Source organism: Paraeggerthella hongkongensis, assembly GCF_003726035.1.
GTDB classification, from domain to species: Bacteria; Actinomycetota; Coriobacteriia; order Coriobacteriales; family Eggerthellaceae; genus Paraeggerthella; species Paraeggerthella hongkongensis.
The window spans coordinates 18,224-40,950 of record NZ_QICD01000017.1 but is presented as its reverse complement, the minus strand read 5'-3'; the positions used below and the strand labels follow the sequence as shown (position 1 = coordinate 40,950).

Annotated in this window: 15 protein-coding genes and 1 riboswitch; of the genes, 9 read left to right on the top strand and 6 right to left on the bottom strand. The window is 64.6% G+C overall.

Features of this window, described 5'->3' with window-relative positions; genetic code table 11:
• Positions 1-38 precede the first annotated feature (38 nt).
• From DMP08_RS08685 to metK, 3 genes are all read right to left on the bottom strand, one after another.
• Complete coding sequence (locus DMP08_RS08685) at positions 39-2,813, bottom strand: ATP-binding protein (RefSeq protein ID WP_123192527.1); 2,775 nt, start codon at positions 2,811-2,813, stop codon at positions 39-41.
• 131 nt (positions 2,814-2,944) lie between these two features.
• Positions 2,945-5,350, bottom strand: a complete 2,406-nt coding sequence (priA, locus tag DMP08_RS08680; protein ID WP_123192521.1) for a replication restart helicase PriA — start codon at positions 5,348-5,350, stop codon at positions 2,945-2,947.
• Between the two features lie 165 nt (positions 5,351-5,515).
• Positions 5,516-6,781 (bottom strand): methionine adenosyltransferase, encoded by a 1,266-nt coding sequence (metK, locus tag DMP08_RS08675; protein WP_123192520.1) that lies wholly within the window; start codon positions 6,779-6,781, stop codon positions 5,516-5,518.
• A gap of 8 nt (positions 6,782-6,789) precedes the next feature.
• Positions 6,790-6,882: riboswitch (SAM riboswitch) on the bottom strand.
• A gap of 480 nt (positions 6,883-7,362) precedes the next feature.
• On the opposite strand from metK, the gene DMP08_RS08670 reads away from it, so the two are divergent.
• The 6 genes from DMP08_RS08670 to DMP08_RS08645 all read left to right on the top strand — a co-directional run bounded on the left by DMP08_RS08670 (position 7,363) and on the right by DMP08_RS08645 (position 13,873).
• Entirely contained in the window at positions 7,363-8,733 is a 1,371-nt protein-coding gene (locus tag DMP08_RS08670) for an ATP-grasp domain-containing protein (RefSeq protein WP_123192519.1), read from the top strand.
• Positions 8,734-8,743: 10 nt separating this feature from the next.
• Positions 8,744-9,502, top strand: coding sequence for a lipoprotein intramolecular transacylase Lit (locus DMP08_RS08665; RefSeq protein ID WP_123192518.1), 759 nt, complete (start codon positions 8,744-8,746; stop codon positions 9,500-9,502).
• Between the two features lie 205 nt (positions 9,503-9,707).
• A complete protein-coding gene (gene gltX, locus DMP08_RS08660) occupies positions 9,708-11,201 on the top strand; it encodes a glutamate--tRNA ligase (protein WP_123192526.1) in 1,494 nt (497 codons plus the stop codon).
• A complete protein-coding gene (locus DMP08_RS08655; protein WP_123192517.1) occupies positions 11,194-12,318 on the top strand; it encodes a 4Fe-4S dicluster domain-containing protein in 1,125 nt (374 codons plus the stop codon). Before gltX ends, DMP08_RS08655 begins: the two co-directional genes overlap by 8 nt.
• A 16-nt stretch (positions 12,319-12,334) precedes the next feature.
• Complete coding sequence (locus DMP08_RS08650; RefSeq protein ID WP_123192516.1) at positions 12,335-13,387, top strand: hypothetical protein; 1,053 nt, start codon at positions 12,335-12,337, stop codon at positions 13,385-13,387.
• Positions 13,388-13,471: 84 nt separating this feature from the next.
• Complete coding sequence (locus tag DMP08_RS08645; protein ID WP_123192515.1) at positions 13,472-13,873, top strand: PaaI family thioesterase; 402 nt, start codon at positions 13,472-13,474, stop codon at positions 13,871-13,873.
• Positions 13,874-14,119: 246 nt separating this feature from the next.
• Here DMP08_RS08645 and DMP08_RS08640 read toward each other — a convergent pair whose 3' ends face one another.
• Entirely contained in the window at positions 14,120-15,211 is a 1,092-nt protein-coding gene (locus DMP08_RS08640) for a dipeptidase (RefSeq protein ID WP_123192514.1), read from the bottom strand.
• Between the two features lie 119 nt (positions 15,212-15,330).
• Between DMP08_RS08640 and DMP08_RS08635 the strand changes: the two genes are divergently transcribed.
• Entirely contained in the window at positions 15,331-15,867 is a 537-nt protein-coding gene (locus DMP08_RS08635) for a DUF1697 domain-containing protein (RefSeq protein WP_123192513.1), read from the top strand.
• 35 nt (positions 15,868-15,902) lie between these two features.
• On the opposite strand, the gene DMP08_RS08630 is transcribed toward DMP08_RS08635, so the two are convergent.
• Positions 15,903-16,868 carry a DMT family transporter gene (locus tag DMP08_RS08630; protein WP_244596890.1) on the bottom strand — a complete coding sequence of 322 codons (966 nt, stop codon included), beginning with the start codon at positions 16,866-16,868 and terminating at the stop codon, positions 15,903-15,905.
• Positions 16,865-20,350 carry a transcription-repair coupling factor gene (gene mfd / locus DMP08_RS08625; protein WP_123192512.1) on the bottom strand — a complete coding sequence of 1,162 codons (3,486 nt, stop codon included), beginning with the start codon at positions 20,348-20,350 and terminating at the stop codon, positions 16,865-16,867. The genes DMP08_RS08630 and mfd overlap by 4 nt, the downstream gene beginning before the upstream one ends.
• Before the next feature lie 495 nt (positions 20,351-20,845).
• On the opposite strand from mfd, the gene nth reads away from it, so the two are divergent.
• A complete protein-coding gene (gene nth / locus DMP08_RS08615) occupies positions 20,846-21,508 on the top strand; it encodes an endonuclease III (protein WP_123192510.1) in 663 nt (220 codons plus the stop codon).
• A 68-nt stretch (positions 21,509-21,576) separates the two neighbouring features.
• A complete protein-coding gene (locus DMP08_RS08610; protein WP_123192509.1) occupies positions 21,577-22,719 on the top strand; it encodes an aldo/keto reductase in 1,143 nt (380 codons plus the stop codon).
• Positions 22,720-22,727 lie beyond the last annotated feature (8 nt).

Sequence of the window (22,727 nt, the reverse complement as noted above, 5' to 3'; positions counted from 1 at the left end):
CACAGCGCAAGGGAAAGCCTCCCAGACAAATTCGTTCGCTATCCGTTCAAGAATCCCCGAAGCGCATCGTAGAGCTGGTTGGCGTCGAACGGCTTGGGCACGAAACCGTCCATGCCGGCGGCCCGCGCCTCCTCCCGGTCCTCCTGAAACGTGTTGGCGGTCAAGGCGACGATGGGAACCTTTCGCGCGTCAGCACGATCGAGCGAACGGATGGCGCGAGCAGCAGCCAACCCGTCGAGCACCGGCATTCTCACGTCCATGAGCACGAAATCGTACGCTCCCGCTTCCGAGGCCTCGAATAGATCGATCGCCTCGCGTCCGTCCGCCGCTCGATCCACCGACATGCCTTGCATTTCAAGCAAAGCAACCGCGATCTCGGCGTTCAGGTCATTGTCCTCGGCCAAAAGGACATGCGACCCCTTCAAAGCAGGGGCATTATCAGGCGACGGTACAGCCTTGTTCAACGGGGCCTGCCCCTCTTCGGCAAGCGGCAGATCAATCGCGAAGAAGAACTCCGACCCCCGTCCGAAACTGCTTCGAACCTCAAGCGAGCCGCCCATAAGACGCACGAGGCTGCTGCTGATGGCGAGTCCGAGGCCGGTTCCCTGGGCATTGCGACGGTTCTCAGCGGCCTGCTCGAACGAATCGAAAATACGGCCCAGATCCTCTTCGCGAATGCCCGCGCCGTCGTCTTTCACGCTGAAGCGAATGCGCACGCTCGCGTCGTCTCGGCGCAGCTCCTCGATGGAAAGCTGAACGAAGCCGCCGCCGTCGGTGAACTTGAACGCGTTCGACAGCAAGTTCGCCAGCACCTGCTGAAGACGCACGTCGTCTCCCACCACGCCCTCGTCCACGCAGCAGCGCACCTCGAAGCGCACGTCTTTCTCCTCGGCCTGCATGCAGAACATGCTCTCCAGGCGCTCGGCCAGGCAACGAAGGCGCATAGGAGCAACCTCGATGCGCATCTTGTTGTTGTCGATCTTCGACATATCCAGGATGTCGTTGACAAGCGAGAGCAGGAACTGGGCCGACGTGTTGATCTTCTCAAGGCTGGAGCGGATGGCGGGCGTAGCCTCTCCCGACAGCGACGCCACGCTGGAAAGCCCGATGATGGCGTTCATGGGCGTGCGTATCTCGTGCGACATGCGCGAAAGAAAGTCCGCCTTTTCGCGACCGGCCTCCTCGGCTTTCTCCAGCTTGATCGCCATCATGCGGGCGCGCACCTTCGACAACGACACCACGACGCCGATGACCCCCAAAAGCAAGGCGAACACAAGAACCATGGTGACCACGAGAAAGGGGTTTTGCGCCACGAATGACTCGATGGTGGCGCGATGCGAGGTCACCGGCGTGGAGTTGCGGGACACGATGGCGCCAAGCTCGTCGCTCGACAAGCTGTTCACGGCCTTGTTCAGCACGGCGTACAAAGACGCATCCACGGGCTTGGGCAACGCCAAGGAGAACACGGCGTCGTCGTGCTCCGACGTTGCCGGGGCAACGTTGGCGTACGAGCGCTCGACGAACAGGCTCTCGGCGCACGAAGCGGGCATGCTGGTTAGGTCGGCGCGTCCTTCGTTCACAGCCGACAAGCACTCTTCGTACGTCGCGTAGCGCACCACGCGCGCCACGTCGAGGCCCTTCGGGTCGGCAAGCCCTTCCAGCTGCGCGAACACCAGGCCCTCGCTTCGTTGGGATCCCGCCTTGCTCCTAAGCACCACCCCGTCCAAGGACGCATAGCTTGCCGTCAGGGCTAGATCGCGCTCGGATGCAGTGCGCTCGTCGCCCTGGAATCCGCCCAGCACGTCCGCTTCGCCCGACTCCACCAGCTCGAGCGCCGCTTCGTACGTGCCTGCGTGGACGAACCGAAACGTCAAGCCCGTCCGCTCGGACACCAGGCCCAAGATCTCCTTCACCACGCCTCGGTACGATCCCTCAAGGTCGTAATACAAAGGATACTGCCCCGCCACCACGGCCACTTTGACCTCGCCCCGGCTTGCAATGTACGCGCGGTCGTCGGCGGAAAGCTCCAGGGGGAACCGGTACGCCTGGGGAAAATAGGCGTCGTGAAGCTTGGTGGCGAACCCGGGGTCGGCTGCGTACACCTGGGCCATTGCGGCATCGAGCTCGGGCAGCAGGTCGCTTCCCTTCGCAAGGGCGAAGTACTGCGGCTCGCCGCCAAACGATGCGATGACCTTGCAGTTGTCGGGAAGATCCGTGTCCCCAGTCAACATGACGTCGGCTGCGCCGTCGTCGAGACAGCTTTTGTACGAAGCGTAGTCAAGCGGAAGAAGCGTGCAGGAAAGGCCGTTCAAGCTCAGGAAGCCCGCAAGCCGCTTGTTCTTGTCGACGGCTTTCTCGTACACGCCGATTGTCGCGCCGTTCAGGGTGCTCAAGTCGAAGCTCGCAACGGCATCGTTGTCCTGCGCGCACGCCAGCAGCGAACGGTTCGAGCCCATGCTGTAGGTCGAGTAGTCAAGGGAATCGACAAGCTGCTCGCGCACGAACATGCCGCCGACCAGGTCGATTTCGCCATCGCGCAGTCGACCGATCAAGCTGTCGACGTCTCCATCGACGAACTCGTATTCCCAACCGGTGTACTTCGCGATCTCGGTGAGCCAGTCGAAGAGCACCCCGCTGCGGTTTCCCTGGTCGTCCACCATGCTCAAGCCCTCGGACGGGGGAAACGCCACCTTCACCACGCGCCCGCGAGACGACAAAGCCTGCTCGTCGGCAACCGCAGGAGCAACGAACGCGACGGCCAGCATCGCCGAGAGCACCAGCGTGCACGCGATGCGCTTCGCGCATTTCCCCACGGCTCGAACCTCCTCCATCGCCTGCGACACCGCTTTCAGTCGAATCAGCTGTAGGGCACCCAGAATACCACGACAACGGAAGACGCAGCTGAAACTGTAAACCTACGAGCAGCGAACCCGCCAAAGGCCGCCTACAGCAAGTCGTCGGGGTCCACGTCGATCACTACGTTCGCGTCCTTGTCGGGCTTGCGGTGCCTGAAGTACGGAAGAAGCACGGCCGAGAGGTCGGCCTCCGGCGGGCACTTCACCACGATGTGCCAGCGGTACGTGCCCCGTAGCTTCGCGAGAACGCACGGCGTAGCGGGCAGGACCGTCCAATCGTCGCCTCCGAAATCGCGCACGACCTGCTCGATCCCCTGCTGCAGCTGCTGGGCCGCCCCGCGCACCGCCGCTTCGTCCTTGCCCCAGATCAGCACGTTCGCCATGCGCACGTACGGCGGGTACCCCAACAGGCGCCGCTTCGGCAGCTCGTCGCGCAGAAACAGCGCGCGGTCGTACGACGCCGCGGCCCGGATGGGGGCGGCGTCCGCTTCGTAGGTCTGCACGAGCACGCGCCCCGGCAGCTCGGCGCGCCCCGCGCGTCCGGCCACCTGCTCCACAAGGTCGAACGTGCGCTCGGCGGCTCGATAGTCGGGAAGCTTCAGCATGGTGTCGGCGTTGATGACGCCCACCAGCGTGACGTCTTCGAAGTCAAGGCCCTTCGCGATCATCTGCGTGCCGAGGAGCACCGCGGCGTCGGCGGCGGCGAACTCCTCCAAAAGCCGCTGGTGAGCGCCCTTGCCCGACGTCGTGTCCGCATCCATGCGCACGATGGGAACCCCGGGGCCCACCCCGGGCGTTTCGTCCAAAAGAACGCGGAGGTCGGCCTCCACCCGCTGCGTGCCGGCGCCGAACTTCTTGAGGTACGGGCTCGCGCATTCCGGGCACACGGGCGGCGCGGGAATGCGAAACCCGCAATGGTGGCATATCAGGAAATTCCCGCGTTCATGATAGGTCAGCGACGTGGAACAGGACGGGCATTCCGGCACGAACCCGCACTCCCGGCACAGCAAGAACTTCGCGAACCCGCGCTGGTTGAGCAGCAGCACCGCCTTGCGCCCGGCAGACAGCTCCTCGGCGAGCGCGCGCGAGAGGGCTCCCGAGAACATGGAGCGGGAGCCGCCGCTGAACTCCACGGCCATGTCCACCACGCGCACCGCCGGCAACGGCTTGCCGTTCGCGCGCTCGGGAAGCTCCACGTGATGCCATGCCGGGTCTTTCGCGCAGGCATGAAGCGCCTCGATGGAAGGCGTGGCCGACCCGAGCACCACGGCGGCGCCCGCGCGGCGCGCCATCCACACGGCCACGTCGCGCGCATGATAGCGCGGCGAGCTGTCCTGCTTGTAGGATCCTTCGTGCTCCTCGTCGATGATGATCAAGCCCAGATTCGAAAGCGGCGTGAACAGAGCGCTGCGCGCGCCCACCACCACGCGCGCAGCGCCCGAGCGGATGAAATCCCACTGGTCGTAGCGCTCGCCCTGGCTCATGCGCGAGTGCATGACGGCCACGGTGTCGCCGAAGCGGCCGCGGAAGCGCCCCACGGTTTGCGGCGTGAGCGATATCTCGGGCACGAGCACGCACGCCGTGCGCCCCGCGGCGAGCGCCGCCTCGATAGCCTGGAGATACACTTCCGTTTTACCCGATCCGGTCACGCCGTCCACCAGCACGACCTCGCCCGCGCCGCGCTCGCGCGCCGCATCGATGACGGCGAGCGCCGCCGCCTGCCCCTGCGTGAGCGGCGGCTTGGGAGAGGGGGTGAAGCCGCCTGCAGCCTGCAGGCCTGCAGGCGGCAGGTCCGCAGGCTGGCGCAGCGAACCGGCAAGGGCGTGCGCAGCGTCAACCGACCCCTCCGGTCCGCAGGCCGGCGGAGTCGCGAAGCCCCGCATGCGGCGGCGATGCTCGATGCGCACGACGCCTTGCTTCTCGAGCGCCTTCAACGGAGCCGACACCGCGCCGAACTCGGCCGACAGCTCGGCCACGCGCAGGTCGCCCGCGCGCAGGGCCTCCACTATGGAAGTCTGCTTGACGGCGTTTTTACGGGGTTCGAACGTATCGAAGGCCGCGCCCGGAAGCACCCAACGATCGTCCACTTCCCCCACGGCGGGCTCTTTCAAACGCCAGTAGCCCTCGCGCGACCGCACCATGCGCGGCACCCCGCCCGGCGGGGTGAACAGGCGCGCGCACGACGAGAGCGGCGCGATGTAGCGCCGCGCCAGCCACTGGGCGCACGCAGCCCCTTCCTCGTCGAAATACGGGCGGCTCACCGCCTGCACGATGACCTTGAGCTTGGCGGGGTCGAGCCCTGCGGGATAGTCGCCGTCCTCGCGCTCCTCGAGGCCGATCACGAAGCCAACCGCACGGCGATGGCCGAACGGCACGAGCACGGCGCAGCCCACCTCGATGGGATGGTCGCCGCTTTCGTCTTCGGGCACGGCGTACGTGTAGGGCGCGTCGAGCGCTTGCGTGGGTATGTCCAGGATGACCGATGCGAGTTTCATGACTTCAGTATATCCTATGTCCTCGTTCGCTCCGAAACGCGCCCGCGCGCTTCCCCGTCCGCCGTCCGATGCGCTTTCGGCCGGCCCGATCGCTTCTCATGACAAGAAAGAGGCCGCCCTCATGCATGCGCAACGGGCGGCCTCTTTCTATCAGCGAAGCGCAGGCTATGCCAGCCCGCAGGCTTTCCGCAGTTCGTCGGCCTTGTCGGTGCGCTCCCAGGTGAACTCGGGAAGCTCGCGGCCGAAGTGGCCGTAGGCGGCCGTCTTGCGGTAGATGGGACGACGCAGGTCGAGCGCGTCCACGATGGCGCCGGGACGCAGGTCGAAGGTCCGCTCGATCGCGGCCATGATGTCGGCCTCGGGCACCGCGTTGGTGCCGAAGGTGTCCACCATCACCGAGACGGGCTTGGCCATGCCGATGGCGTAGGCGACCTGCACCTCGCAGCGGCGCGCGAGGCCCGCGGCCACCACGTTCTTGGCCACCCAGCGCGCCGCGTAGGCAGCCGAGCGGTCAACCTTCGTGCAGTCCTTGCCGGAGAACGCGCCGCCGCCGTGGCGGCCCATGCCGCCGTAGGTGTCGACGATGATCTTGCGACCGGTGAGTCCCGCGTCCCCCATGGGACCGCCGATGACGAAGCGGCCGGTGGGGTTCACGTGGATCTCGGCGTCGGCGGCCAGCTCCACGCCCTCGTGCGCGAACACCGGCTCCACCACGTTCGCGATGATCTGCGCGCGCAGCTCGTCATGGGCGATGGCCTCGGAGTGCTGCGTGGACACGACCACCTTCTCCACGTTCACGGGGCGGCCGTCCTCGTAGCGCACGGACACCTGGGTCTTGCCGTCCGGGCGCAGATGCGGCATGGCGCCGCTCTTGCGCACCTCGGTCAGGCGCTCGGCCAGGCGATGCGCCAGGTAGACGGGCATGGGCATGAGCGTGGACGTCTCGTCGCACGCGTAGCCGAACATCATGCCCTGGTCGCCCGCGCCGATGCGCTCGTAGGGGTCGTCCTCGGCCAGGCCGTGCTGGGCCTCCCAGCTTTCGTCGACGCCCTGGGCGATGTCGGGGCTTTGGTCGTGGATGGCGTTGAGCACGCCGCAGGTGTCGCAGTCGAAGCCGTACTTCGCGCGGTCGTAGCCGATGTCGCGCAGCACCTCGCGCACGATGGCGGGCACGTCGACGTAGGCCTGCGTGCGGATCTCGCCCGTGACGATGACCATGCCGGTGGTGGCCATGGTCTCGCAGGCGCAGCGCACCTGCGCGGGGTCGGCGGGCTGTCCGCTGGGGGCGATGTAGCCCTGAGCCGCCAGCTCGATCTCCTTGGCCAGGATGGCGTCGAGCACGGCGTCGGATATCTGGTCGCACACCTTGTCGGGATGACCCTCGGTGACGGACTCGGACGTGAACAGGTACGTAGAGCATTCTTCGGCCATAAGTTCCTCCTTCATCGCTGTAGGCCGGACCACCTTGGCGTATCCGCCAGGTTGGTGTCGGGATCTCAGAGCCAACTCTCTCCCCCGACTCTTGATAAAACAGAGAACCGCGCGCATGGCCGGAATCCCCGTGAAACCTTGCCGATGGTACCGTGAAAGAACCATTCGCGCAAGAGGAGAATACCCGGCCCCGCGGAGTCCCCACGAAGAGGCGGCCATCGAGCCGGAAGACGAAGGCGCCGGCCCCGTCCTCGGGCTTGAGCCCGCACCCGCCCAAGCTTTTGGACGCGAATCGGGACCCATGACGACCTCGAGCGCGCGAAAGGCTGCGCGTTGACTGCGCTCCAAAATGCGACCAGGACTTTTGCCGGCGAGCTGCACGAAGAAGCACCCTTCGTCGTGCTGCTTTTCGTCACAGATGCCGCTTTGCGCCCGAAACGGCAACCCGGCAAAGGCCCGCCGCCGTTCCTGTGGCGATACGGCAACCGCCCCGATGCGGGCGAGCGGCTCGTGCTACACTTTTTCCAAACGTGAACCCCCTGCCCCGACGCTTCCAGGGGCGGGTCTGCGAAAGGATCGCCATGCCAACCAACGCCGCATACACCCGCGAGTACTTCGACATCCTCGAGCGCCTTGACGGCGACGCAGCCGGCCGACGCGCCGCATACCGTTACATGCAGGGCTCCACCGCCATCGTGCACCACCGCGTGGTGGCCTGCTCGTACGTGCCGCGCCTGTTCAACGCGCAAACGTACCGCACCATGAAGGAGACGGCCGAAACCTCGCACCGCATTCTGTGCAAGGTGATCGCACGCTACCTGGAAGACCCCGAGTACCGCCGCGTGTTCGACTTCGATCCGCGCCTCGAAGAGCTCATCCTGCTGCCGCGCGGCTACGACTCCCTGCTGCCCTTCGCGCGCGTGGACACCTTCCTGAACGAAGACGACTACCGCATGGAGTTCTGCGAGTTCAACGGCGACGGATCCTCGGGTATGAACGAGAACCGCGAGATCACGGCCTCCATCGCGAACTCGCCCGCGTTCGAAGCGTTCTCTCGCAACCATCGAGTGGAAGGCTGCGAGCTGTTCGAATCCTGGGTCGACGCGTTTTTGTCCATCTACGATACCTACGAGCGCAAGGTGGACGATCCTCGCTTCGCCATCTGCGACTACCTGGAAAACGGCGTGGTCGACGAGTTCCACATCTACGCCGACCTGTTCAGGCATCGCGGCGTGGACTGCGTCGTGACCGACGTGCGCGACCTGACCTTCGACGGCGAAACGCTGCGCGATGCCGACGGCGAGCGCGTGGACGCCATCTGGCGGCGCTGCGTTACGAACGACGTCATCGACCATTGGGACGATTCGCAACAGCTCATCGAAGCCGTCCGCGCGGAGAAGGTTGCGCTCATCGGCAGCTTCGCCGGACACATCGTGCATGACAAGCAGATATTCAAGGCCCTGTTCGACAAGCGCACCATGGAATTTCTCGATTCCGACGAGATATCGTTCATCGAGAAGACCGTCCCCCTGACCGCGTTTCTGGATGACGACCACGTCAACGTGCCCCAGATCCGCGCGAACAAGGACGAGTGGATCATCAAGCCCACCGATCACTACGGAGCCGACGACGTCTACGCAGGCTGCGCCGTTTCCCAAGAACGCTGGGAAGAGCTGGTCGACCGCTTCGCGAACGGCCGCGCGGGCTACCCCTTCATCGTGCAGCGCTACATCCGTCCCTTCAAGACGCTTACGCTTGCCCCCGACACGGGAATCGACCAGCTGGCCGACGACCAGGTGCCCTTCGATCCGCAGATGTACAACAACCTCAACGGCCTGTACCTGTACGACGGCGTGTTCCAGGGCGTGTTCAGCCGCCTGGGGCCCCTGCCCACCATCTCGAAGGACATGCAGGGCATGACCGCCGCCACCATCTGGGTCGACAAGCGTTAAGGCGATCAGGATGCCGACACTCGAAAAGAACGGGGCGGCGAAGCGCGGCCTGATGCAGGCTGCCGCCGTCATCGCCCTCGCCGTCGCCTTCGTGGCGGCGGGGCTGGGCGCGTGCTGCTTGCCGCAAACCACCGGCATGCTGGCCGGCATGTTCAGCGGCATGGACAACCCCTCGACGCCGTTCTCGCACGACGATCTGGTGCAAGCCGCCGTCGCAACGCGCGACTACACCGTGGGGTCGAACGACCGGGAAGCCGTGTTCGCCATGCTGCGCGACATCAACCGCAACGCGCAGACCCCTTACGCCGAGGCCGACGAAGCGGCCCTTGCCGCCGCGCCCGACGTCTACACGCTCGACCCCGAAGCCCTCTCGCACCTCGACGACGTGAACCGCGTGATATCCATGGCAGGCGTCGCGTTCGCGGCGATCGCCTTGGCCGCCGTCGCGCTCTGCGTTTACTTGGGAGCGCGCGTTGGGAGGCGGGCCGTGGGCAGCGTCCTGGCCGGCGCGGGGATCGCCGTGCTGACCGTGTTCGCCGCGCTGGCTGCCTGGGTGGTCGTCGACTTCAACGGCTTTTTCGCCGCGTTCCATTCGCTGTTCTTCGCCGACGGAACCTGGACGTTCTCGTACGAGTCGCTGCTCATCACCATGTATCCGCCCGCATTCTGGATGGGAATGGGCGCCGTCTGGCTGACGGTCACGGGAACGCTTTCGCTGGCCGCAGCGATCGGAGGGATGCTCCTGCGACGCACGCCCGCCCTTCGGTAAGATCGCACGAGCCGCTCGAAGAGGAAACCCTGCGCGCGCGACTGCGCGACGGCGACGCCCTACCTGCTGCGCGGTCGAGCATTTTGAGTGAGGATGAACGGACGTGGTTTTCGACGGCCTTCGGGTTGTCTATACTTGCAAGCACCGCCGAAGCGCGCGCTTCGGCCTGAACATGACGTTATTCAACTGGAGGATTACCACGGCTATGACAGACGAGAAGAAAGTTCGCGTTCGATTCGCCCCGTCGCCTACTGGGCGGCTGCACGTAGGCGGAGCCCGTACGGCCATCTACAACTGGGCGTTCGCCCGCGCGATGGGCGGCGACTTCATCCTGCGCATCGAAGACACCGACCCCGAGCGCTCCACCGAAGAGAACGTGCAGGTCATCCTCAACGCCATGAAGTGGCTCGGCCTCGACTGGGACGAAGGCCCCGAGGTGGGCGGCCAGGCCGGACCGTACTTCCAAACCCAGCGCATGGACACGTACGCCGCAGCGCTCGAGCTCATGAAAGAGCGCGGCAGCGTGTACCCCTGCTTCTGCACGAAAGAAGTGCTCGACGCCAAGCGCGCCGCAGCCGAGGCGAACGAGGGCGGCTACGCCGGCTACGACCGCACCTGCCGCTCCATCGACCCCGCTGACGCAGCCGCGCGCATCGCCGCGGGCGAGCCGCACGTGTGGCGTTTGCGCGTGCCGGAGAACCACGGCCCCATCAAGTTCGACGACGCCGTGTACGGCCACGTCAGCTTCCCGGCCGACGTGATGGACGACATGATCGTCGTGCGCACGGACGGCTCCCCCACCTACAACTTCGCCGTGGTGTGCGACGATGCGAACATGGGCGTCACGCACGTCGTCCGCGGCGACGACCACCTGTCCAACACCCCGCGCCAGATCCTCATCTACGAGGCGCTCGGCTTCGACGTGCCCACGTTCGCGCACCTGTCGATGATCCTGGGGCCGGACGGCAAGAAGCTGTCGAAGCGCCACGGAGCAGCCTCGGTCGAGGAGTTCTGCGAGCGCGGCTACCTGCCCGACGCCATGGTGAACTTCCTGGCGCTTCTGGGCTGGTCGCTCGACGGCGAGACGACGCTCATCGACCGCGCCACCCTGTGCGAGCGTTTCAGCCTGGACCGCGTGACCAAGAAAGACGCCGTGTTCGACGAGACGAAGCTCGACTGGATGAACGGCCAGTACATCAAGGACATGGGCGCGAACGCCTGGGTGCAGGCCTCGCTTCCCTGGCTGCTGGAGCTGGGCGCCACGCCGGAGGACATCTCCGCGCGCGCCGAGTTCTACCTGGGGCTGTATCCCCTGGTAGCGGAACGCCTGACGCGTCTTGACGACGTGGTTTCCAAGCTGGGCTTCATGTTCTGGGGGCCTGAAGTGCGCGAGCTCGACGAGAAGAGCGTCAACAAGGTGCTCAAGAAGGAGTGCGCTCGCGCCGACGAAGCTCTGGCGGCCTGCCGCGGCGTGCTTGCCGACCAAAGCGTGGCCTGGGAAGCCGAGCCGCTGCAGGAAGCATGCCGCGCCGTGGGCGAGCAGCTGGAACTGAAGCCGAAGCTGCTGTTCCAGCCCCTGCGCGTAGCCGTGTGCGGCAACATGGTGTCGCCGCCTTTGTTCGAGAGCATCGAGCTTTTGCCCCGCGAGGACGTGCTTGCGCGCATCGACCAGGTGGCAAGCGAGGTGTTCGGTGGCTGAGGTCGCCGACAACGTTCAGGAGGACCGGATCGCGCACCCGCAGCGCATCCTTGTGCTGCGGGACTTCTGCACGCGCCCCCTTGGCTCGGAATGCGACCGATGCGCCCGCGCATGCCCGCATGGAGCCATATCGTTCAGCGCGGAGAACTTGCCCGTCATCGACGCGCGAACCTGCACGAACTGCGGCATATGCCTGGGAATCTGCGACGCGTTCACCTCCACGCGCGTGACGATGATCGACCTGCACGCCCGCGTGAGGCGCATCGCGTTGCGCGGCGAAGACGTGGTGATCACGTGCAAGGAGAACATCTTCCCCGGCTTGGAGCCCGCCGCCAACGTGGTGGTGCTTCCCTGCCTTGCCGCCCTTTCGCCCGAGTTCTGGACGCTCGTGCTTGCCGAGAACATCCCGGTCAGCATTGCGGGAGACCTGACGTACTGCGCCGATTGCGATCGGGCAGGCGACTTCGGCGAGATGCTGTTCACGCACGCCATAGCCACGGCCGAGCAGTGGACCGGCCGCAAAGTAGGCTACCTTGAAGCGATCCCCGAGAAAGAGAATCTGGTCAAGGACCTGGCGAATCCCGAAGGGGTCGATCGTCGCAGCGCGTTCACGAATCTTGCGGCCGACGTGGCAGACGTCGCTTCCGGCAAGCGTCGCCTGCGCAACTCCGACGTTTTGCAGCAGTTCTACGAACGCAAGGAACGCGCGCGGGCACGCGCCCGTCTCAATCTCAACGAAAGCCGCCAATTCAACGACTTCGCCCCGGAAGGCCACACGAAACAGACCATGCATCCCAAACGGCGCATGCTGCTTGAAGCGATCGACCGCGACTCGAGCATCGCCCCGAACATCCCAATCGTCATCTCGCAGACGGACTGCTCGATCTGCACGAACGCGCTCGACTGCGCCAGGGCATGCCCGACCGGTGCGCGCTACCCAGACCCCGCAGACGGGACGCTTGCCTTGGACGCGCGCTACTGCATAGGCTGCGGCCTGTGCGCAAGCGCCTGCGCGCAAGGAGCCGTGCAATTGATCGAGGAAAGCGCCGAGGTTTTCCTTACCGAAGAAGCTGGGTGCGAACAGGCAAGCGAGACCTGCGGCACGCCGCAACGATAAGTTCTAGGAGGGTCACATGAACGAACCCGAGCGCCCCGAGGGCGACCAGCAAAACGACCAGCCCGCGCCGCCTTACGGCCAGCAACCCTACAGCAGCACGAACCAGCCGCCGCAGCCCCCGGCATACGACGGCCCCCAGCCGCAGCAGCCGCAATCCCCCTACGCCGGTGCGCCCTCGCCGCACTACGCTGCGGCGGGCCAGTCGCCGCAGCCGCAGCCCCCGTACCCCGTGCAGCCTCCCTACCCGGCCTATCCGGCCGCCGCGCAGCCATCGCAAAAGAAGAAGGTGTGGCCTTGGGTGCTATGCGGGTGCCTGCTGGCGTTCGTTTTGGGCGTTGGCGGATGCGTCGGCTGCGTAGCGTGCGGCGCCCTGTACTTCGATCGCAGCTACAACGATTCGTTCGACCCTCGCTACGACGGACCGGGATACGGATACAACCATTCCTACGAAAACGGCAACCCGGACGACTACGGCGCCAGTCGCTACGAAGGGCTTGCGCTTGAGGACATCAAAAAAGCGGTGGGAGATCTTCCGAGCACCGTCGAGGACGGTCGCTGCACGGCCGGCGTGTACCAGATAGGCCCGGGAAAGGACATCGAGCCGGGACTCTACTTCCTCGAAGGAAGCTCGGATGCCGAGGGCACCTACTACGTGTTCGATCGCGACGACGACACGGGAACCTATTCGCTTGAGCTGGCGGTCTCGTACTTCGGCAACTACTTCGCACAGCTTGAGGCCGGCGACGCGATCGCCTTCCTGCCCGGCAAAGACGAACTGCGCATGTACCCGAGCAAAGAGGCGAGCTTCGCCCCCGAGGCCCCCTACGAAAACGGGTTGTACCGCGTGGGAGTCGATATCCCCGCCGGAACGTATGCCGTCACGGTGAGCACCGAGGCGTCCGCGAACGCCTCCCAGGACAGCGCGGCGTTCGTCATGAAGGATCTCAACTTCGATAGCGATTCCATCACGCAGACGAAATACGTGATTGCAGGGGGATCTCAAACCGTTACCGTAACGGACGGCGATTATCTGGAGCTGTACGCCGCCGTTGCAACTCCCGCGGAATAAACCCGATCGCGCATCGACAGAACCCTGAAACGCCCCGGCTCCGTCGGGGCGTTTGCATCGAACATCCCGGAAAAGGAGACGCCCATGCTTTCCGAAAACCCTTCCCTTGAAGAAATCGCAGCCGTGTTCGAGAACGACCGCTTCGCCACTCAAGCAGCTGGTTGCCGCGTGGTCGAAGGATGCAGGGGACGAGCCGTTTGCGACATGGAGCTGTCGGACGTGCACCGAAACGCAATGGGAGGCGTCATGGGCGGCGCCATCTTCACGTTGGCGGACTTCGCCTTGGCCATAGCCTGCAACATCGGCGAAAGCCCCACCGTTTCCGTAGACCATGCCATCAGCTTTCTCCGCTCAACGAAAGGGTCGAAGCTGACCGCGACTGCCACATGCGACAAACCAGGCAGCCACCTGGCCTTCTACACCGTTGTTGTCGAGGACGACCTGGGCAAGCGGATCGCACGCATGACGGCTACATGCTACCGATAAGCAAGCACGGGCGGAAGCCATGGGAGCGCTCGGGATTTGGGCGCGAATGGGCCCTGTGACGATCTCGAACGCGCGAAAAGCCGCATTCCGACCGCTTCCCAAAATGCGACCAGGCCTTTTACCGGCAAGGTATTCGGCAGCGCACCCTGAGCACCCGGTTTTTTGCCACAGGTCCTCATGTGCGCCCATAAACACAAGAACACTGCTTATCCGAGAATAACCAAACCGACCTTTCAGGCAAGCCCGCTACCCCGCACGATCGAAGAAGGCGCGCGCGTTTTCGAAGAACACCTTGTCGGCAACGTTCGGCCCGAACTGTCGCTCGAGCAGCGCATGCAAGTCGGCAACGCGATCGCATGGATCGAGCCAGCTGGGCACGTCGCAGCCGTCGTAGTCGCTGCCGAGCGCAAGCACGTCCTCCCCCGCCGTTTCCAAGATGCGGTCGACGTGACGCAGCACGTCGTCAGGCGAAGGATCGGCATGCAGGTCCGATAGGAAGTCCCGGCAGAAATTCAAGCCGACGATGCCTTGACAGTCGGCAATCTCGCGCAACTGCCAATCCTCCAGGTTGCGCGGATGGTCGCATATCGCCCGCGCGTTCGAGTGCGAAGCGGCGAAGGGTCGGGAAGCTATCGCGCATACGTCCCTGAAGCCCGCCTCGTTCAGATGGGAAACGTCCACCACGATGCCGCGCGCTTCCAATTCGCGCACGCACGCGCCCCCGAACGAAGTTAATCCGTCAAGCGTTTCGTTGCCGCTTCCCAGCGCGTTCCGGCCGTTCCAGGTAAGGGTAACCATGCGCACCCCGGCTTCCGCCAACGCGTCAAGACGCGCCGACGCCTTTCCGTCATCCTGCAGAAACGACGCGCCCTCCACGGTGAGCATCCCGGCGGTCTTGCTCGCCGCAAACGCATCCTCGATCTCGCGCACGTCGCGCACGCGCGCGATCGCATCGCGATGGCGCTCCAAAGATGTCTCCCAAAACCTTCTCACGCGCTCGAACAGCGCCCACGCTGCATCGCCTTGCAGCTGGTCGGGGACGAACACCGCAAAGCACTGGCACCAGGAAAACGGCGCGGTGCGCGCAAGCGAAACATGGGCGACGTTGTCCTCCAGCGAGCTCATGCGCGAGCGAGGGATCGCCGCATCATGTTCGGCGAATCCGCCCGGAACCCCGGGATCGCCCGAAAGCGCCAGGCGATCGAGCGTATCGCAATGCAGGTCGAACACGCGCAAGCGATCAGGATTCGCATCCTTCACTCGAGAGAAGGCATCGTCTCCCCACAGCTTGGCAGCCTCTTCAGGCGAAGCATCCTCCAACGTCATGAACAGCCCCACGGCCGCGCTCCTCTCTCGCGAATCGCATCAAAGCCTTGCTATTGTACCGCTGCAAAGCCCCTTGCGCGCACGCTTTCAATAGGTGACAATCGAATCAAAACTCTTGCAAAGGCGGCACGGTGAAAAGGTATGTTGCGTTTCTTCGCGGCGTGAACGTCGGCGGTAAAAACACGATTCCTATGAAAAAGCTGAAAAAACGCTTCGAAGAGCTTGGCTTCAAGGAAGTCAAAACGTATTTGAACAGCGGTAACGCATTGTTCTCAAGCAGCGACAGCGCAGAAAGATGCACCAATAAGATCGAGTCGATGATACACGGCTGCTTTGGCTTCGCTATCCCCGTCCTTTGCATGCCCAAAGAAGCGCTCGAGGATATTCTGCAAAACGCACCCGCCTGGTGGGGAGGCGCAGATAAAGAAATCTACGATAACTTGATCTTCATCATGCCGCCCGCCACGTTTTCCGATGTCTTCCATGAAATAGGAGAACCCAAAGAAGGGCTGGAACGGATAGAGCATTGCCGGAACGCTATCTTTTGGTCCTTCAGTCGCAAAGAGTACCGCAAGACCAACTGGTGGTCGAAGACCGCGAGTGCGCGCATTAGCGGCAAGCTGACGATCAGGACGGCGAACACCGTCAGGAAACTGGCCGGGATGTAGCGCAACGCGTCAAGCTTCATGCTGAAAGACAGCGTTTAGCGGTCTTGCCCTTCGGTTGCGGCTTCTTGCCCGGTAACCAGAAACACCATGGCAACCATAAGCGCGAAGCCCGCCCAATCGGCGCCCGTGAACACCGTCCCCAGCCAAAGCGCCGCGAACACCGTAGCGCCCAGCGGCTCCATCGTCCCCAGCAGGCTGCCCTTCACCGGGCCCACCACCGACACGCCGTGCAGGTACAGGCCGTACGCCGCGAACGTGCCCACCGCGATGATCGCCGCGACCACCGCCCAGCCGATCGCGTCGAAGCTGGGCACGACCGGCGGCTGGCCCCAGGCCGCGCCCGCCAGCCACATCCCCAACGCCGCAAGCCCGCCCGCGAACATGCCCAGCCCCGTTACGGGCAAGCTTCCCCATTGCGCGAACAGACGCTTCGGGTACACGATGTAGAATGCAACCGCCAAACCGTTGGCAACGCTCCACAGCAGGCCCTCCACCGGCACCGCGAACGCTCCGGGATCGGCCTGCGTGGCGATGAGCCACGTTGCAGCCATCGCCAAAACCAAACCGACCAGCTCGCGGCGCTGCGGCAGCTTTTTTGTAGCCAAGCACGCGTACAGCATGACGAACACGATACCCATGCATTGCAGCACGGTGGCCGTACCGGCGTTCGTGTACTCGACGACGATCGTGTACGTGATCTGGGAAGGATACAGCCCCGCCACGCCCAGCACCGCCAAACGCGCCAAGGTCGCTCGATCGCGCAGCATCGCCAGAACATGCGCGCGCTGGCGAACCAGCAGCACCGCTAAGAACAGCAAGCCCGCCCCCAGCATGCGCGCCGCCGTGATGAACGCGGGAGAAGCCCCGTACCCCGCGATCAGGAACTGCGCGCACGCCCCCGAGAAGCCCCACAGCGACGCGCCCACCAAGGCGGCCGCGATCCCGCGCCAGAAACGCTGACGGAAAAACGCCTCGCCCGCCCGCACGGCCTCGCCCGTCACTTTGCCAGCTCTTTCAGGAACTCGGCGACTGGCCCCAAAAGGTTGTCGCCCTCGTCAAGCTTGAAATAGCGCAGGGGCAGTTGGAGCTTGCGCTTGTCGGCCAGGTAGCGCCCGCCCGCACGGCGCAAAGGCGTCATCTGGTCGCGCGACACGTCGATAGGCTCCACCACCAAACGACCCGCCGTCACCGAAACGGTCCTGATATGGTGCTCGTTCGCGAACGCCTTGATGCGCGCTTTGTCGAACAGGTTCTTCGCGGCCTGCGGCATATCGGGCCGCTTGTCGGCCATATCCCGGTACACGTCCTCGACGGCCTGCTCGGTCGCCGCCGATGCGATCTTGCGGTACCACAGCACGCGCTCGTCCGCCTCCGGCACGTAGTCCTCAGGAAGGTAGGTATGGCCCGGCACGTTCACCGTGATGTCGGACAGCGCCGGCGGCAGCTGATCGACGGCCTTCAGGTCGCCTTCGCGCGTGGCCGTCACGGCTTGAGCGAGCATCTGCGCGAACAGGTCGAAGCCGACGGCGGACATGTTGCCCGACTGCTCGGCGCCCATGAGACTGCCCGCTCCGCGAATCTCCAGATCGCGCATGGCGATGCGCATGCCGCTGCCCAAGTCGGTGTGCTCGCTCAACGCCGTCAGGCGCGCCGCGGCCTCCTCGGTGAGCTCCATGTGCTCAGGGAACATGAAGAAGGCGTACGCTTGCGTGGACGACCGGCCCACGCGGCCCTTGAGCTGGTACATCTGAGCCAGGCCCAAGCGCTGCGAATCCTCGATGATGAGCGTGTTCGTATGCGGGTTGTCGATGCCGCTCTCTATGATGGTGGTGGCCACCAGCACGTCCAGCTCGCCGGCGCTGAAATCCTCCATGACGCGCTCGAGCTGTTCGCGCGTCATCTGGCCGTGAGCCACGCCCACGCGCGCCTCGCCCGCAGCCGCCGTCACGCGACGCACGGCTTCGTCGATCGAGCGCACCCGGTTCGACACGTAGTACACCTGTCCGCCGCGCGCCAGCTCGCGTCGAATAGCACCGCTCACCACGTCGGGATCCCATTCGCCCACGTGGACTTCGACGGCGCGCCGCTCGTCGGGCGGCGTGAGGATCAAGCTCATGTCGCGAACCCCCGAAAGCGACATCTGCATGGTGCGCGGAATGGGCGTTGCGGAAAGCGTCAGCACGTCGATGGATTCGCGCAGGTTCTTCATCTGCTCTTTGTGGCCCACGCCGAAACGCTGCTCCTCGTCGATGATGACCAGGCCCAGATCGTGCGGGTTCACGTCACGGGAGAGCAAGCGATGCGTTCCCACCAAAACGTCCACGCCGCCGTCGGCGAAGCCAGCAAGCGCCGCCGCCTGCTGGGCCGGTGTGCGGAAACGCGAGAGCACTTCCACCGTCACGCCAAACGGCTCGCAGCGCTCCTTGAAGTTGGTGTAATGCTGCTGCGCCAAAATGGTGGTCGGGCACAGCACCATCACCTGCTTCGAATCCTGGGTCGCCTTGAACGCGGCGCGCAGGGCAACCTCGGTCTTGCCGAAGCCCACGTCGCCGCACACCAGCCTATCCATCGGCTTGGCCGACTGCATGTCGGCCTTCACGTCGGCGATGGCGGCAAGCTGGTCGGGCGTCTCTTGGTAAGGGAACGCCTCCTCCATCTCGCGCTGCGCTTGCGTGTCGGCCTCGAAGCGGTAGCCCTGCACCGTGGCGCGACGCGCGTACACGTCCACCAGATCGAAGGCGAGCTTCTTCGTGGCGGCGCGCGCCTTCTTCATGGCGCGCGACCAATCGGCCGTGTTCAGGCGAGTAAGCCGTGGGCTCGCGCCCTCCGGCCCCACGTAGCGCGTCACGCGATCCAGCTGCTCCACCGGCACGTACAGCTTGTCGCCTTCCGAATACTCCAGCAACAGGTAGTCGCGCGCCGTGCCGTCCACATCGCGGCGGACAAGCTCCTTGAAGTGGGCCACGCCGTGGGCGGCATGCACCACGTAATCGCCCGGTTTGTAGGGAAACGTGATCTCCGTGATGTCGACGTGCCTGCTCGGACGGGCTGTCGAGGCACCTTGCGTGTCGGATACGCTGATCACCGCAAGCTTGGCCTTCGGTATGATCATGCCCAGCGGCACGTCCACGTCCACCACGTTCACCACGCCGCGACGCAGCCGCCGTTTGGCCGCGCCCTCCGTCTCGCCCGGATCCTGCTCGATATCGAGCGTCTCCTGGATCGGCAGTCCATGATCCACGAACGCCAGCTTCATGTCCTGGCGCGCCCTGAAGTTCGGTGCGCTGAACACCGTCGTGTAGTCGGTGTCCACCAAACTGCGCAAACGCCCGAACAGCTTGTCGGGATGCCCCGCCACCTCCACGCGCTTCACGGGAAGCTCGTCGTCCACATGCCCGCCCACGCGCATGATGGATACGTAAGTCGCCCGCTGACCCTCCCCGAAGCTGACCGCGCCGGGTTCGGCGTACAGCCCCTTGAGGGCGATGCCCGTGCCCTTCGCGCGGCCCGCGATATCGTCGTAGACGTGCGTCATGTCGTCGAATAGGGAACGTGGCTCCACCAGCACCGAAAGCGCGTCGCGACGAAGATAGGCGCCCAACGTCACCGTCTCGTTGTACAGGTAGGGCAGCAGCATGTCCGACCCGTCGAAGCGCAGGCCCCCGTCCAGCTTCTCAAGCGCATCGCGCAGGGCGGCATTCGTTTGAGCTGGGCGTTCAAGCTTCTTGCGGGCCCGGGCAAGAGCGCTTTTCGAGCACGCGAACTCCATCACGGGATACGCTTCCACATAGGCGAGCGCCTGGATGGTCTGCCCCGTGGAAGGCACGATGCGCCGCACCTCGTCCAGCTCGTCGCCGAAGAAGTCCAAGCGAACCGGGTACACCAAATTTCCCGGGTACACGTCGATCGCGCCCCCGCGAACGGCGAAGGTGCCCGGCCCGTCAAGCTCTCCGGTGTTGCGATAGCCGCGCTCCTCCAGAGCACGCGCCACATCCTCGAACGAAGCGATGCCCGCAGCGTCGGCGCCCTCCATGGCGACCAGCTCTTTTCCCGCCTCGAAAACAACCGGCGTCGCAACCGACGACCCCACAGGAGCCAGCATGCGGACAAGCGAGCGCGCGCTGGCCACGACGACGGCCGGCCGTCCGGTCGAAAGCGCATGAACGGCCTCCATGCGCCGCGCCACGACGCTCGCGTCGCTGGGCTTGGGGTTGAACGGATAGTCGGTTCGCTCGGGAAAGCGGATGACGCGCTCATCGCCCAGATAAGCCGCCACGCTGCGGGCGAACGACACCGCCGCGTCCTCGCCCGCCACCACGACCAGGGTCGTTTGCGGCTTGTGCGCGAAACGGGCGGCAATCAAGAAGGGGCGCGCCGAGTTCGCCACGCCGAGCGCGCCGTCCTCGCCCGCATCCAGCTTGCCCCAAAACGCGTCGAGGCACGCGGATTTCTCCAGTGCGAACGTGAGCGAGTCGATGAGCATGGTCGTTCCCTTTTCTCTATCCGAGCAGCACGAAAAGCCGCAGCTGGCGGCTTGAAGCTTTGGTGCGTATGCGCCCGCCGTGCATCAGCGCGGACGAGCGTCGACCAGTGTACCTCAAAGCCTGCGCGGAAAGCGGAGGCAACCGACAAAGAACATCGACGAAAGCCGCTCCCTCGCCTTCGATTCGCCCGCTTCGCAACAGGCAGTTTGCATCAGCGGTTCCGAGTCCTGCCAAAACGGACGAGTTTTGAGGCGATTTTTCGCCTTCCCGCGCAAAATCGCCTAAGGACGTTTTTCATCATGCCTGGTCAAAGTCTTGCCAGCCCGCTTTATTCTTGATTGAGGACCAGCAAAACTCGCTCGATTTGACACGACCTCGAAACCAGCCGACCAGCGAAGCCGAAAACACCCGTGGCCCGCCTTGCAAGCAGACACCGACCCGAAAGTTCACTATACTTGACCGCATCCGCATCGCATCCCGCAAAGGAGGATCCCTTGCCCCGCGAAACCGTGAAAGCGAAACGCGAGCGCGCCATCGAAATCGCGCAGCGCATGAACGAACACTACCCCGCGGCAGAATGCGCCCTGCATTACTGGGGCGACCCGTTCAAGCTGACCATCGCCGTGTTGCTGTCCGCCCAAACAACCGACAAGGGCGTCAACAAGGTAACGCCAGCGCTTTGGGAACGCTACCCTGCCGTAGCCGACCTGGCATCCGCCAACCCGGCCGACGTCGAAGAGATCATCCGAACCATCGGGTTCTACCGAACGAAGGCCGCGAACGTGATCAAGTGCGCGCAACTGGTGGTGTCCGAGTACGGCGGCCAGATCCCGCGCGACATCGACGAGCTGCAGAAGCTTCCCGGAGTGGGCCGCAAAACCGCGAACGTCGTGCTCAACGAGGCGTTCGGAATCGTGGAGGGCATCGCCGTGGACACCCACGTGTTCCGGATCGCGCACAAGCTCAAGCTTGCAGGACCCTCCGCCGACACGCCTGCGAAAACCGAGGATGCGCTGCTCAAGCTGTACCCACGCGAATGGTGGGGGCCCATCAACCACCAATGGGTGCTGTTCGGCCGCGAAACCTGCATCGCGCGGCGCCCGAAATGCGGCGAGTGCTTCATCTGCGACCTTTGCCCCAACTGCGGCAAAGCGTAGGCTCGAACGCACGCGCGACCTCGACCTTGCGCGCAAACAGCGAATCGAACGATCGAAGGGGGAACCATATGCGCTATCGCAAACTGGGCAAAACCGGCTTGGAAGTGAGCGAAATCGGGTTCGGAGCGGAGTGGATGGAGCGCAAGCCCGCCGACGAAGTGCAGGCCGTCGTCGACGCCTGCACGCAGGCCGGCATCAACGTTCTGGACTGCTGGATGGCCGAGCCCGCCGTGCGCAGCAACCTGGGAAAGGCCATCGCAGGCAACCGGGATCGCTGGATCATCCAAGGCCACATAGGATCCACCTGGCAAAACGGGCAGTACGTGCGCACGCGCGACCTTGACCTTGCGCAAAGCGCGTTCGAAGACCTGCTCGCGCGCCTGGGGACCGACCATGTGGAAGTGGGCATGATCCATTACGTGGACGACCTGAACGAGTTCGAGCAGATCATGAACGGGCCGTTCTTCGCCTACGTGCGAGACCTCAAGGAAAGCGGCGCTATCGGCCATATCGGGCTGTCCACGCATCGCCCCGACGTGGCGCAGGCGGCGGCGCGTTCGGGCAAGATCGAGGTCATCATGTTCAGCGTTAACCCGGCTTTCGACCTTTTGCCAGCCACGACCAGCCTGGAAACGGCGTTCGCCTTCGACTACGACGACGCGCTCGAGGGCATGGACCCCGTTCGAGCCGAGTTCTACGCGCTTTGCGAACGGGAGGGCGTGGGGCTCACCGTCATGAAAGGGTACGCGGGAGGCCGCCTGTTCAACGCCGAAGCTTCGCCGTTCGGCGTGGCCCTCACGCCCATCCAATGCATTCACTACGCGCTCACGCGGCCCGCCGCCGCCAGCATCCTGGCAGGATTCGACACGCCGGAGCACGTTGCCGACGCCGTGCGCTACGAAACCGCGAACGACGCTCAGAAGGATTACGCGACCGTCCTGGCCCATGCGCCCAAACACGCCTACTACGGCCAGTGCACGTACTGCGGGCACTGCGCCCCCTGCCCCTCCGGCATCGACATCGCCATGGCGAACAAGCTCTACGACTTGGCGACCGTCCAAGGCGAAGCCCCCGCATCGGTCAAGGCGCATTACGACGTCCTCGACGCCACGGCAGCGGACTGCATTGCCTGCCAGGCGTGCGAGCCCCGATGCCCCTTCGGCGTGCCGATCGCCGAGCGCATGGAGAAGATCGCGAAGCTGCTCGGATAGCGCCCGAG

Bases quoted from the DNA above. Each gene is read 5' to 3' on its own strand.
- mfd (WP_123192512.1), bottom strand. From the start codon at position 20,350: ATGCTCATCGACTCGCTCACGTTCGCACTGGAGAAATCCGCGTGCCTC.
- DMP08_RS08610 (WP_123192509.1), top strand. From the start codon at position 21,577: ATGCGCTATCGCAAACTGGGCAAAACCGGCTTGGAAGTGAGCGAAATC.
- DMP08_RS08670 (WP_123192519.1), top strand. From the start codon at position 7,363: ATGCCAACCAACGCCGCATACACCCGCGAGTACTTCGACATCCTCGAG.
- DMP08_RS08650 (WP_123192516.1), top strand. From the start codon at position 12,335: ATGAACGAACCCGAGCGCCCCGAGGGCGACCAGCAAAACGACCAGCCC.
- gltX (WP_123192526.1), top strand. From the start codon at position 9,708: ATGACAGACGAGAAGAAAGTTCGCGTTCGATTCGCCCCGTCGCCTACT.
- priA (WP_123192521.1), bottom strand. From the start codon at position 5,350: ATGAAACTCGCATCGGTCATCCTGGACATACCCACGCAAGCGCTCGAC.
- DMP08_RS08645 (WP_123192515.1), top strand. From the start codon at position 13,472: ATGCTTTCCGAAAACCCTTCCCTTGAAGAAATCGCAGCCGTGTTCGAG.
- metK (WP_123192520.1), bottom strand. From the start codon at position 6,781: ATGGCCGAAGAATGCTCTACGTACCTGTTCACGTCCGAGTCCGTCACC.
- DMP08_RS08665 (WP_123192518.1), top strand. From the start codon at position 8,744: ATGCCGACACTCGAAAAGAACGGGGCGGCGAAGCGCGGCCTGATGCAG.